We start from the raw sequence: 12507 nt of genomic DNA, 5'->3' as shown, positions 1-12507 counted from the left end.
ATGCTTACCACCGCGAACTACCGGCCGGAATCCACCGGCTGGTTCACGTCGACGCGCACCAATAACGGAAATCAGTGCGTGGAGGTTCGATTCGACGGTGCTGCGGTGCTCATTCGCGACAGCAAGTTCCGGCGAAATCCGGAACATCGCCTTGACGACGAGCCCGTCATCACCGTCACCGCGCCCGAATGGATGACATTCCTGGCAGCCGTACTGGGCCGACATTCCGATCGCACCGCCCTTTCCTGGGAGACCGGACCCGACGGCCACACCGCGCTGCGTCACGGCGAGACCACCCTGGTCTACACCCCTGGCGAATGGGAGGCTTTCCGCGCGGGAGCCGCCGACGGTGAGTTCGATCGGATCGCGCTCGCCGCCTGATTCCTCCTGTTCACCGATCGTGAACGAGAGGGGTGCGAACCTCGCGAGCCCCGGCCGTGTGCCTCCGGAGTGGGCATACTGGGAATCGTGACTTCGCAGCTGACGCCTCCCTCGGGGATCGACCTGTCCTTCGTAGACACCGACGTTCGGGTGCAGGACGACCTGTTCGCGCACGTCAACGGCAAATGGCTGGACACGTACGAGATACCCGCCGACCGTGCGGTCGACGGTGCCTTCCGCACGCTCTACGACCAGTCCGAACAGGACGTGCAGGTGATCATCGAGGAGGCGTCCGCCTCCGACGCCGCGCCGGGCAGCGAAGAGCGCAAGATCGGCGACCTGTTCAACAGCTTCATGGCGGCGGACGCCATCGAGGCCGCGGGCCTGACCCCGATCGCCGAGGAGCTGGCCGCGGTGGCGGCCGTCGCCGACCGCGCCGAGTTCGCCGCGCTGCTCGGCCGCCTGCAGCGCACCGGTGTCGGTGGCGCGCTGGCCTTCTACGTCGACACCGACGACAAGAACTCCACCCGCTATCTGGTGCACGCCACCCAGTCCGGCATCGGCCTGCCCGACGAGTCCTACTACCACAAGGACGAATACGCCCCGATCCGCGAGAAGTACGTCGCGCACATCGGCCGCATGTTCGCGCTGGCGGGCCTGGATCACGACCCGCAGCGCGTTTTCGACCTAGAGGCGAAGCTGGCGGGCGGCCACTGGGATGTGGTGCGCCGCCGCGACGCCGAATTGAGCTACAACCTCATCACTTTCGACGCGTTGGCCGCGGAGAATCCCGAATTCGACTGGGCCGCCTGGACCACCGCGCTGGCCGCGGGCGCGGAGCGTCCCGGTTCGGAATTGTTCGCGGAACTGGTGGTGCGCCAACCGGATTACGTTCGTACCTTCGCGCAGCTGTGGGCGTCGGAATCACTGGCCGACTGGCAGGCGTGGGCGGCCTGGCGAGTGGTGAAGGCGCGCGCCGCCTATCTGACGGCCGCGTTGGTGGAGGAGAGTTTCGACTTCTACGGCCGCACGCTGACCGGCGCGCAGGAGAATCGGGAGCGCTGGAAGCGCGGCGTCTCGCTGGTGCAGGATCTGCTGGGCGAGGCGGTCGGCAAACTGTATGTGGCGCGGCATTTCCCGCCGCAGGCCAAGGCCCGCATGGTGGAGCTGGTGGAGAATCTCCAGGAGGCCTACCGCCGCAATATCTCCCGGCTGGAGTGGATGGGTCCGGACACCCGGCAGGCCGCGCTGGCCAAGCTGGAGAAGTTCACCCCGAAGATCGGCTACCCGGACGAGTGGCGCGACTACTCGAACATCACGGTGGATCCGGCGGACGTGGTGGGCAACTACCGCAACGGCTATGCCGCCGAGCACATTCGGGACCTGAACAAGCTGGGCGGCCCGGTCGATCGCGGCGAGTGGTTCATGACCCCGCAGACGGTGAACGCCTACTACAACCCGGGCATGAACGAGATCGTCTTCCCGGCCGCCATCCTGCAGCCCCCGTTCTTCGACATGAACGCCGACGACGCCGCCAACTACGGCGGTATCGGCGCGGTCATCGGTCACGAGATCGGGCACGGCTTCGACGATCAGGGTTCGAAGTACGACGGCGACGGCAACATGATCGACTGGTGGACCGAGTCGGACCGCACCGAATTCGGTAAGCGCACCAAGGCTTTGATCGCCCAGTACAACGAGTTCTCCCCGAAGGACCTGGCCGCCGATCACACCGTGAACGGCGAGTTCACCATCGGCGAGAACATCGGCGACCTGGGTGGTCTCTCGATTGCCCTGGAGGCGTACAAGATCGCGCTCGAGGGTCGGGACTCCCCCGTGCTGGACGAGCTCACCGGTCTACAGCGCGTCTTCTTCGGCTGGGCGCAGGTGTGGCGCACCAAGGCCCGTTCCGAGGAGGCCATTCGCCGCCTCGCGGTGGACCCGCACTCGCCGCCGGAGTTCCGTTGCAACGGTGTGGTCCGCAACCTGGACGGTTTCCACGAGGCGTTCGGTGTGGAGCCGGGTGACGAGCTCTACCTGGACCCCGCCGAGCGCGTGAAGATCTGGTAGACGCGCGATTCCGCTGCTGCCCGCCCGAATTCCGGTGGGCGGCAGCGGCAGCCGTCAGACCGTCAGGCGTTCTTCGGTTTCGGCGTCGAAGAAGAACAGCTCGTCGGGTTTGGGGGTGAGGTGGAGCCGGTCGCCCAGGGCGACCTGGAAGCGCCGGTCCACCCGCGCCACCACTCGCCCGGAGCGGCTGGACCATTCGTCGGCGATGCCGTGCGAGTAGAGGAAGGATTCCGAGCCGAGTTCCTCGAGCAGTTCCACCTCGACGGCGAGCGCATTGCTCGCGTCGGTGGTGACCTCCCAGGATTCCGGCCGAATGCCGACGATGACGTCCTTGCCGGTGGCGGTGCGCGGCAGCGGGATTCGCAGTTCGTCGATCACGGCCTGCCCGTCGCGCACCGGCGCGGTGAGCAGGTTCATCCCGGGTGAGCCGATGAATCCGGCCACGAAGGTGTTGACCGGATTGTCGTAGAGCTCGCGCGGCGCGGCGACCTGTTGCAGCTCACCGTCTTTCATCACCGCCACCCGATGCCCCATGGTCATGGCCTCGACCTGGTCGTGGGTGACGTAGACGGTGGTGGTCCCCAAACGCTTTTGCAGCGCGGCGATCTGGGAGCGGGTGCTGACCCGCAGTTTGGCGTCCAGGTTGGACAGCGGTTCGTCCATGCAGAACACCTGCGGCCGTCGCACGATGGCGCGGCCCATGGCGACGCGCTGGCGCTGCCCGCCGGACAGCCGCGCGGGCTTGCGGTCGAGCAGCTCCTCGAGTTCGAGCATGGCGGCCGCCTCCAGGACGCGGGTCCTGGTGTCGGCCTTGCTCATTCCGGCATTGCGCAGCGCGAAGCCCATATTGTCGGCCACGGTCATGTTCGGGTAGAGCGCGTAGCTCTGGAACACCATGGCCACGTCGCGGGAGCGCGGCGGCAGCCCGGTGACGTCCAGGCCGCCGATCCGAATCTGCCCGCCGCTCACCGCCTCGAGTCCCGCCAGCATGCGCAGGCTGGTGGATTTGCCGCAGCCCGAAGGCCCGACCAGGACCAGGAATTCGCCGTCGGCGATGTCCAGGTTCAGGTCTCGCACCGCGGGCGCGGGCGCGCCCGGATAGGTGAGGGTCACGCCCTCGAACTGCACTGTCGCCATGCGGCGGAACTCCTCGAGACGGATCGCGGGTGGTGGTTACTTGGGCAGCTTGGGGGTGATCTGCCGGTCGATGATGGTCTGCAACTGGTTGGTGATGTCACCGAAAGCCGCTGGCACGTCGCGGTTCTGCAGGCCGATCTGCTCGAGCCCGGTGCCGATGATCTGGTCGCCGCCGGGCACGAAGACGCGCGCGTAGTTCTGCGGCTTGGTCAGCGGCAGCTGGTCGATGGCGGTCTTGAAGTTGGGGTTCTTGGCCAGGAAGTCCAGCATGCTGGGGTCCTGCTGCGCCGACTTGCGGACCGGGATGTAGCCGGTGGCCTGCGAGAAGTACGCGGTGTTGGCGGTATTGGTGATGAAGTCGATGAACTTCAGCGCGTTCTCCTTGCGGGCGTCGCTGATGCGCGACGGGATCGCCAGGCCCGCGCCACCGGTGGTGCAGCCCGCCAGTCCATTCGGGTGCGGCAGGAAGCCGGTGCCGTATTGCACCTTGCCCGAGGCGTTCTGGTTGATGGACTTGAGGTCGCCGGTGGAGCCGATGGCGGAGGCGATGATGCCGTTGCCGAAGTCGACGGCGTACTGCGGCCGGATGCTGGCGTACTTCTTGGAGTTCATGGAGTCGCGCAGGTAGTTGCCCGCCGCGATGGTCTGCGGGTCGTTGAAGCGCAGCTTCCACTCGTCGGAGTAGCCGCCGCCGAAGGTCCAGGTCGGGCCCTGGAAGGTCCAGGCCAGGTAGTTCTTGGCGTCGCCCCAGCCGTGCGCCCACTTGTCGCCGCCGAGCACGCTCTGGATCTTGGGCGCCCACTCGTCGAATTCGGTCCAGCTCTCCGGGGTGCGGTCGGGCAGACCGGCTTTCGCCCAGACGTCCTTGTTGTAGTAGAAGATCTGGGTGGAGCGCGAGTAGGGCAGCGCCCAGGTCTTGCCGTTGAACTTGTAGTCGCCGACGAAGGTGTCCACATAGTCGGACACGTTCACGTTGGCCGCCGAGAAGTGGCTGTCGAGCGGTTCGATGGTGCCGTTGAGCGCGTAGTTGAACCACCACACGTCCGACAGGATGACCACGTCGGGCAGGTCGCCGCCGGAGAGGGCCGCGTTGAACTTGGTGGCCACCTCCTCGTAGTTCTTGCCCGCGTCGACCAGGTTGACCTTCAGGTCCGGGTACTTGGCCTGGAAACGGTTGATGAGCTCCGTCTCCTGGTCCTTGGAGGTGCCGGGGTGGTTGGACCAGAAGTTGATGGTCTTCGAGTCACCGCCCTGGGTGCCGCTGTTGCCGCCGGTACCGGCGCACGCGGTCAGCGCGACACCGGCCGCGGCCGTACCGGCCAGGCCGAGGAAACCCCGTCGTGAAAGAGCGGGAAAACGGGAATCCGACACGGGAATCTCCTTCTGGGACTTATCCCTTGACCGCACCACTGGTGAGGCCCTTGATCATTTGACGCTGGAGCAGCAGGAAGACGATGAGGATCGGCAGCATGGTGAGGATGACCCCCGCCATCACCGGTCCCCAGTTGGTGACGCTGGGGTTCTCGGTGTTCTGCAGCAGGGTGAGGCCGACGGGCAGGGTGGCGACCCGCGCGTCGTCGGCCATCAGGAACGGCCACAGGTATTCGTTCCACTCGTTGACGAGCGTGACCACCGCGAAGGCGACCATGGTGGGCCCGGACATGGGCAGCACCACCCGGGTCAGCAGCCGCCACCAGCCCGCGCCGTCCATCCGCGCCGCCTCGATGATCTCGCCGGGCAGCGACAGGAAGTGGTTGCGCATCAGGAAGGTGCCGAAGGCGACGCCGCAGAGCGGAACGATGATGCCCTGGAAGGTGTTTCGCCAGCCCAGCTGGGCGATCAGCGCGTAGTTGGAGATGATGGTGATCTGGTTGGGCACCATGAGCGCCGCGATGATCACCAGGAACAGGATGTTCTTGCCGGGGAAGCGCAGGAACACCAGCCCGTAGGCGCTGAGCACGCCGAGCACGAACTTCACCGCGGACACGATGCCGGTGACGATGATCGAGTTCCGCAGGAACTGCCAGAACGGCAGCGTGGTGGTGGCGTCCTTGTAGTTGGAGGGATGCCAGGTCTTGGGCCAGTAGGTGACCGGCTGGGTGTACACGTCGGCGTGCGCCTTGAACGACGTGGTCAGGATCCAGAACAGCGGGACGCCGACGATGATCAGCACGCACACCATGGCGGCGTAGCCGAACACCTTGGACCACAGTTCGCCGTTGTTGTTCAACCGCTTCATCGTTCGCTCCGGTCCATGATCCGCACCTGCACCAGCGTCACGATCAGCAGCACCAGGAACATGATGGTGGCGACCGCCGCCCCGTATCCGGCCCGCTGATTGACCCAGGATTCGCGATAGACCTGATAGACCATGGTGGTGGTGCCGGTGCCGACCGGCCCGCCGCGGGTCATCACGTTGATCAGGTCGAAGACCTGAAGTGAGTTGAGCAGCACCGTGATCGACAGGAAGAAGGTGGTGGGCCGCAGCTGCGGCAGCAGCACCCGGGTGAAGGTGGTCCACCGGCTCGCCCCGTCGATCTCGGCGGCCTCCATCAGATCGGCTCGAACGCCTTGCAGCGCGGCCAGATAGATGACGAAGCTGTAGCCGAGGTTCTTCCAGATGTAGGTCACCGTGATCATGAACAGCGCCCAGTGCGGCTGCTGCGCGAAGTCGGGTGACTGGATCCCCAGCTTGTGCAACAGGTCCGGGATCAGTCCGAAGCCCGGATCGAAGATGAACTGGAAGCCGACGCCGATGGCCGCGCCGGAGATGACGTACGGCGCGAAGATGGCCGAGCGGACCACATTGCGCCCGAGCAGCTTCCGATCGAGCAGCAGCGCGAGCGCCAGCCCGAGCACCATGCTGCCGATCACGGCGGCGACCGTGAAAACCACGGTATTGCCGACGATTTGCCATGAATCCTTGCGCCCGAACCACTCGGTGTAGTTCTCGAACCCGACCCAGTTGAGCGAGGTAGCGGAGATGTTCCAGTCGGTGAACGACAGTCGCACGTTGTCGATCAGCGGCCGATAGACGAACAGCCCCAGCAGAATCAGGTTCGGCGCGACCAGCACCACGAACAGTGCGTAGTCTCGCCAGGGTCGGCCGCGCCATCCCCTCCCGGGGGGCTGCGGTAATACTCGCTCGGGCCACGATTGCACCCGCGCAGCCTGACGGTTGCGAGCAAATAGCCGGTTACGCAGGGGTGCCATGATCTTGAACTGTCGACCGACAGGTGTCGCCGACTGTTCACCCGTCACACCCTCGGTTGACGCGGACATTGCCGAATAGTACGGCTCGTACCGCCTCCCCGGACCTTTTGCGCACGGCAAAGAGCCGTTCGCAGATCTGCACGCGGCCTTGCGGTTTGGGACCGAACCAATTTTGGACGTACCCCTGGAGTTACCCCGAAGGTCACGAAATCAGTTGTTGCGTTGGGCTTTCCATCCCTTCAACGACGAATGCCCCGCTCGTCAGAGCGGGGCATTCGAGATCAAGAGTAGATCAGTTCCAGTCGCCCCAGCCGTCGCCCGTCGAGAAGGTGCCGCCGTTGGTGTTCTTCACGATCACCGGGTCACCCTTCTTCACGTTCTCCTGGAACCACTTCGCGTCCTCGGTGGACACGTTGAGGCACCCGTGCGAGGTGTCGGAGTAGCCCTGCTGCGCCAGGCTCCACGGCGCGGCGTGCACGAAGATGCCGCTGTTGGACATCCGGGTGGCGTACTCGACCTCGAGCTTGTAGCCCTGCGGGTCGGTGACCGGCACGCCGTAGGTCGAGGAATCCATGATCATCTTGCGGTTCTTCTCGCTGATGATGTAGGTCCCGTTGGGGGTCTCGTGGTCCTTCTTGCCCATGGAGGTGGGCATGGTGCGCACGACCTCACCGTTGTGGGTGACGGTGATCTGCTTGGTGGCGTCGTCGGCGGTCGCGATGAACTCGTCACCGATGGTGTAGGCGACCTTGGTGCCGCCGCCCTCGACGGTGATGTTGGAGTTGGCGGGCCAGAAGTCCTCGGGCCGCCAGCGGACCTGCTTGTCGCCCATCCAGTAGAAGTGGCCGCTCACCTTGTTGGTGGAGGTGATGCGGATCGACTTCTCGGCGGCGGCGTGGTCGCCGACCGGATCCTTGAAGTTGATGATGACCGGCATGGCCACGCCGACCACGTCCCCGTCGCCGGGGCTGATGTTCGGGGCCGCGAAGTTCGCGGGCGGGATCGGCGACTTGGCGTACGGATCGGTGGGCAGCGAGCCGGGATCGGGCTGCGGCATGACGGCGGAGGGCACGCCCGGAACTTCCGGGCCGCCCGGCCATAGCGGGGTCGCTGATGCCGGTGCCGCCGCCACTGCTGCGGTCGCCGCGATGGCGGCGAGGGCGATCAGTCCCGTCTTCCGATTCCGGGTATGGCGCACAGCTCGGTCCTCTCGATCCTCGTTCACACGCAGAGTGCGAGCACACGTTCGCCCGCGACAGGTCCCAACCCCGTGTCCATTACTACCGTGCGATGTCCCGCAAGCCAATTGGGTTCTGCCAGTTATGCATACCGACTCCTTGGTGTGCTCTGAGTCACAGGGCGGTATGGAGGTTGCTCGCGTGGCGCGAATGCGCCGATGGCACCGGCGATTCCCCAAAAGTGACACCGAGGCGACCGTAGGTCGAGTCCCGGCGAACCGAAACATCGTTGTGAGGCAAATCACGGAGGTTGCTTCCCGGTCAATCGATTTCGAAGGTGAGCGCCGCGCGCGGGCCCACCGCGATGGTGTGCGGCACCGTCCGCGGCGGCGGTCCGGCGGCGAAGCGCGGCGAGAGTCGCATTCGCACCGTGTCCACGATGGTTGCCAGCACGATGCGCAGTTCGTAGTCGGCGAGCGCGGATCCGATGCAGCGCCGGTGCCCGCCGCCGAAGGGCGCGTATTCGAAGGGGCTGTACCGATGTTCGACAAACCGGTCGGGATGGAACCGCAGCGGGTCCGGGAACACCGCCGGATCGGTGTGCAGCAGCCGCAGCGACAGCCCCATGGTGTCACCGGCCGTCAGCGCCACCCCGCGCAATGCGAAATCACCGGTGAGCCTGCGCAATACGATCGGCACCGGCGGGTGCAGCCGCAGCGTCTCCTTGCACACCGCGTCCAGATAGGGCAGTTCCACCACTTCGGACGGTTCGAGATCGCTTCCGGCACCGGCGGTTTCGGTCCGCAGCCGGGCCAGCGTCGCCGGTGTGCGATGCAGCCGGAACAGGGCCCAGACCAGCGCCGTCGCGGTGGTCTCGTGCCCCGCGACCAGCAGCGTGCGCAACTGCTCCCGCAGTTCGGTGTCGTCGATGGCGCTGCCGTCCTCGTACCGGCTTTCCAGCATCAGCCCCAGCAGATCGGTGTCGTCGCGCTTGTCGCCGCTCGCCCGTCGCCGCCGGACCTCGGTGTCGATCAGCGCGTCGAGCCGTTCCCGGGCGGCCTCGAACCGTTCCCATCCGGTCAGCCCGAACGCCCGGCGGCGCAGCACCGGGACCAGGAACAGCGAGGTGCCGAAGGATTCCAGGAATGCCGTTGTGGCGGCGGTGAATTCGGCGAGCCGTTCGCGATCCTCGATCCCGAACACGGCGGCCAGGATCACCCGCAGCGTCATCGCCCGCGCCGCCGCCCGGGCGTCGATGCGCCCGCCCGGCCGCCAGGGCGTCCCGGTCCGCTCGCCGTCGATCTCGGCTCGGGTGGCGTCGCGGATCACGGTGGCGTAGGCGCTGATTCGAGTGCGGTGCATGGCGGGCGCGAGCAGGGCGCGTTCGCGACGATGCCGCTCGCCCCGGGCCAGGATCAGCGAGGCGGGCCCGACCATGGGTTCGATCGGGTTGGGCAGCGGCGGCCGCAGCAGTTCGGGTGGTGCGCGGAAGAATTCGCGGGCCCCGGCCGCGGTCCCGGTGAACACCGCGCCACCGAAGCCCGGGAACCGGACCCGGAAGGGATCGCCGTCGCGGCGGCGTCGCCAGTCCAGGTAGCGGTCCAGATCGAAGCCGGCGGCCAGGGCGTGCGGCAGTACCGCCCGGGGCGGGCGCGGCCCGCTGGAACCAACCGGTCCGATGTCGACGCTCATGTGCCGGTATACGAAATGGTCGGTCGGCTCGGTTCGATACACCACTCGCCCGTGGTGTATGCATGGGCGCGATAGCCGAAGCTCGCCATATCTGAAATATAGGATCGCCCGTGTTGCGTCAGCAGCCCTTCGCCCGGATCGCCCTGCCCGCGGTCTCCGCCACCGTCCTGCTGCTCGCGGGTTGCGGCTCCACCATCAGTGGTAACCCCGTCGCCGCGCCGGGCGACAATATTCTCCCGACCACCACCAAGGCGCCCGGTCACCCGTCGGGCAAGCCGACCCCGTCCGGCAAACCGACCCCGGGCGCGCCGCCCACCACCCGCGCGGACAAGGGTGGCAACACCGATTTCCAGGCCAGCATCGGCGACTGCGTCAACCTCGGCGGCACCAACGACGACGCCACCATCGACGCGGCGGTCTGCGGCAGCCAGCAGTCCAATTACAAGGTGACCGGCAAGGCGCCGCGAAACGCGCAGTGCGGCAAGGACTCCGACCAGGCCTACTACGAGACCCTGAACGGCGTGGAGACCGGCGCGCTGTGCCTGACCATCGACTGGGTGATCGGCGACTGCCTGGAGCTGGGCCACGACGATCCGCGCCGGATCCCCTGCACCACCACCAACGCCATCGAGGGCATCCGGGTCGATTCGATCCTGCAGAACACCAGCAGCGTCGACGACTGCCCGGGCAGCGATCAGGGCTTCGAATACTCCGAGCGCCGCTTCGTGGTCTGCGTCAGTACTCTCTGACCGCCGTGGTGAACACGAGCGGGGCGGTGACCCTTCCGGATCACCGCCCCGCTCGCCACCTCTATAACCGCTCAGCGCAGTGTCTTTCGTGGTACTCATCGCCGATCAGATCGGCAGGTACCCCGAGCCGACGCTGCCGCGGCCGTTGATATCCGCCATGATCGAGCTCATGTTGGTGCCGACCTCGGGTCCGAAGCAGGCCACCGCCAGGTAGGCGTTGACCATGCCGACCAGGGTGGTGCCGACGACCACCGGCGCGCCGGAATCGCCTTCCACCACACACATTTGGCTCCAGGTCTCCTGGCTGGTGTCGAAGACGTCGCCCCAGGAGATGCCGCAGGTGTTGCCGGTGGTCCGGCCCTCCTTGCAGACGACCATCGGGAATCCGGGCGGGCCGCCGATGCCGGTGATGGCGAGGTTGCCGATCCGGTTGACCGGGATGATCCGGGCGGGATCGAACTGGATGACCGCGTAGTCGAGGTCATGGTTGGAATAGACGAACTGGCCGATCTGCCCTGCGCCCCGGTCCTTTTCGGCGTAGACCTTGGCGCCCGCGTCACCGCAGTGTCCCGCGGTCAGGCCGACGAGGCGCCCCGCGCCGTCGTGTCCGACGGTGGTGACGGTGCATTCGAACTGGTCATCGATGATGATTCCGGAACCGCCACCGATGACGGCCGGTGCGGCATCGGCGTGCGCGGCTCCGGCCCCCACCAGAGCGGTGCTCAGGGCGAAGGCGAAGGCGCCAACCGCCCCGGCGAGTTTGCTGATCATGTCCCTCCAGACGTCGGAAGCCGCACGAATCTCAACCTGCGGTTACTCATCCTGTCAGTATTCGGGCCCGGCTGCCGGTTGTACTGCCACGTGTTGCCGAGCCGTGTCCTGCCGGGGTTCTCGGCGGTTACCTAGTTGGATGGAGTTATCGGAACAATACGCATTAGCTATCGAATTCCGATAAATTTGGTCCTACAAATTGTTACCAGCTCGGTGTTCACACTCTTGGAGTTACTCGAAAACTAGAACAAGTTCTAGATATCTGCCAGCTTCTTTGTGACGTAAACCAACCCTGATGTGGCTGTTCACGGCGATTCAGCGAAAGTGATCCGGGTCTATGACCGGAACCACAATCGGTGATGTGTTTTTCCTAACTCCGTAGTAAGGTGCGTCAAGCAAACAGTCGCTGGAGGCGGGTAACTTCGGCGTCGAGAGGGGTAGTCAGTGCAGTTGACCAAGAGCCCGGGGGGCGAGGGGAGTCCACCCGCTACACGGATCAATGAAGCCGTGGATTGGGCCAAGGCGTACTGGCAGGATCATCCGAAACGGTCGCTGGAAACCGGCGGCCGCATGATGTCCATGGGCGTGTCCGCGGTAGCCGAGCTTTTCATCGCGATCTTTCGCCGCCGCTTCCCCTACCGTGAGTTCATCAGGCAGTGCGCCTTCATGGCGAATGTCGCTGCCGCACCCACGTTGCTGGTCGCCATCCCGATCGGCGTCATCGTCTCGATCCAGGTCGGCTCGGTCGCCGGACAGGTCGGTGCGACATCGTTCATCGGTGCGGCCAACGGCCTGGGCATCATTCAGCAGGGCGCGCCACTGGTCACCTCGCTGATGATCGCCGGCGCGGTCGGTTCGGCCATCTGTGCCGACCTCGGCTCCCGCACCATCCGCGAGGAGATCGACGCCATGAAGGTGATGGGCGTCGATCCGATGCGCCGCCTGGTGGCCCCGCGTCTCGGCGCGGCCATGCTGGTGTCGGTATTGCTGTGCGGCTTCGTGGTTTTCGTCGGCTTCCTGACCGGCTACATCTTCAATATCTTCGCCCAGAACGGCACCCCCGGCTCCTACATCGGGACCTTCTCGTCCTTCGCCATCACCCTGGATCTCGTGGTGGCGCTGCTGAAGTCGCTGATCTTCGGGTTGCTGGCCGCGGTCATCGCGTGCGACGCCGGGCTCAACGCCAAGGGCGGTCCGGGTGGTGTCGCGAACGCGGTGAACACCGCGGTGGTGATGTCGGCCGTCATGCTCTTCGGCGTCAATCTCATTGTCACGCAACTCTACAATTCCTTCTTCCCCCCACAGATGGTCTGAGC

11 protein-coding genes are annotated in these 12507 nt (G+C 65.8%); 4 read left to right on the top strand and 7 right to left on the bottom strand.

Translation table 11 applies throughout. The features are described from left to right. Positions 1–381: a DUF397 domain-containing protein gene (locus tag OG300_RS31795; RefSeq protein ID WP_405487356.1), complete on the top strand. Its 381-nt coding sequence runs from the start codon at positions 1–3 to the stop codon at positions 379–381. An 87-nt stretch (positions 382–468) separates the two neighbouring features. Continuing rightward, positions 469–2451, top strand: coding sequence for a M13 family metallopeptidase (locus tag OG300_RS31790; protein ID WP_405487354.1), 1983 nt, complete (start codon positions 469–471; stop codon positions 2449–2451). Positions 2452–2505: 54 nt separating this feature from the next. On the opposite strand, the gene OG300_RS31785 is transcribed toward OG300_RS31790, so the two are convergent. The 6 genes from OG300_RS31785 to OG300_RS31760 form a co-directional block, all read right to left on the bottom strand. Beyond that, positions 2506–3588 carry an ABC transporter ATP-binding protein gene (locus OG300_RS31785; RefSeq protein WP_405487352.1) on the bottom strand — a complete coding sequence of 361 codons (1083 nt, stop codon included), beginning with the start codon at positions 3586–3588 and terminating at the stop codon, positions 2506–2508. Between the two features lie 36 nt (positions 3589–3624). Beyond that, positions 3625–4959 carry an ABC transporter substrate-binding protein gene (locus OG300_RS31780; RefSeq protein WP_405487350.1) on the bottom strand — a complete coding sequence of 445 codons (1335 nt, stop codon included), beginning with the start codon at positions 4957–4959 and terminating at the stop codon, positions 3625–3627. Positions 4960–4978: 19 nt separating this feature from the next. Beyond that, on the bottom strand, positions 4979–5827 hold the full coding sequence (locus OG300_RS31775) for a carbohydrate ABC transporter permease (RefSeq protein WP_405487348.1): 849 nt from the start codon (positions 5825–5827) through the stop codon (positions 4979–4981). Continuing rightward, entirely contained in the window at positions 5824–6750 is a 927-nt protein-coding gene (locus OG300_RS31770; RefSeq protein WP_405487346.1) for a carbohydrate ABC transporter permease, read from the bottom strand. The genes OG300_RS31775 and OG300_RS31770 overlap by 4 nt, the downstream gene beginning before the upstream one ends. Before the next feature lie 343 nt (positions 6751–7093). Further along, positions 7094–7999 carry a L,D-transpeptidase gene (locus OG300_RS31765; protein WP_405487344.1) on the bottom strand — a complete coding sequence of 302 codons (906 nt, stop codon included), beginning with the start codon at positions 7997–7999 and terminating at the stop codon, positions 7094–7096. Between the two features lie 301 nt (positions 8000–8300). Continuing rightward, the gene (locus OG300_RS31760; protein WP_405487342.1) at positions 8301–9671 is read right to left on the bottom strand and encodes a cytochrome P450; all 1371 of its coding nucleotides are present in this window, start codon (positions 9669–9671) and stop codon (positions 8301–8303) included. A 110-nt stretch (positions 9672–9781) separates the two neighbouring features. Here OG300_RS31760 and OG300_RS31755 point away from each other — a divergent pair, with 110 nt between their 5' ends. Continuing rightward, the gene (locus OG300_RS31755; protein WP_405487340.1) at positions 9782–10420 is read left to right on the top strand and encodes a hypothetical protein; all 639 of its coding nucleotides are present in this window, start codon (positions 9782–9784) and stop codon (positions 10418–10420) included. 105 nt (positions 10421–10525) lie between these two features. On the opposite strand, the gene OG300_RS31750 is transcribed toward OG300_RS31755, so the two are convergent. Further along, complete coding sequence (locus OG300_RS31750) at positions 10526–11191, bottom strand: serine protease (RefSeq protein WP_405487338.1); 666 nt, start codon at positions 11189–11191, stop codon at positions 10526–10528. Between the two features lie 495 nt (positions 11192–11686). Here OG300_RS31750 and OG300_RS31745 point away from each other — a divergent pair, with 495 nt between their 5' ends. Continuing rightward, positions 11687–12505 carry an MlaE family ABC transporter permease gene (locus tag OG300_RS31745; RefSeq protein WP_405498758.1) on the top strand — a complete coding sequence of 273 codons (819 nt, stop codon included), beginning with the start codon at positions 11687–11689 and terminating at the stop codon, positions 12503–12505. The last annotated feature ends 2 nt before the right edge of the window (positions 12506–12507 follow it).

The organism is Nocardia sp. NBC_00511 (genome assembly GCF_045161165.1).
Taxonomy (GTDB): Bacteria; Actinomycetota; Actinomycetes; order Mycobacteriales; family Mycobacteriaceae; genus Nocardia.
This window is presented reverse-complemented; position numbering and strand designations above follow the sequence as displayed.

What these genes read in the sequence shown, in the direction of transcription:
- OG300_RS31795 (WP_405487356.1), top strand. Translation starts at nt 1, where the DNA reads ATGCTTACCACCGCGAACTACCGGCCGGAATCCACCGGCTGGTTCACG.
- OG300_RS31785 (WP_405487352.1), bottom strand. Translation starts at nt 3,588, where the DNA reads ATGGCGACAGTGCAGTTCGAGGGCGTGACCCTCACCTATCCGGGCGCG.
- OG300_RS31750 (WP_405487338.1), bottom strand. Translation starts at nt 11,191, where the DNA reads ATGATCAGCAAACTCGCCGGGGCGGTTGGCGCCTTCGCCTTCGCCCTG.
- OG300_RS31760 (WP_405487342.1), bottom strand. Translation starts at nt 9,671, where the DNA reads ATGAGCGTCGACATCGGACCGGTTGGTTCCAGCGGGCCGCGCCCGCCC.
- OG300_RS31775 (WP_405487348.1), bottom strand. Translation starts at nt 5,827, where the DNA reads ATGAAGCGGTTGAACAACAACGGCGAACTGTGGTCCAAGGTGTTCGGC.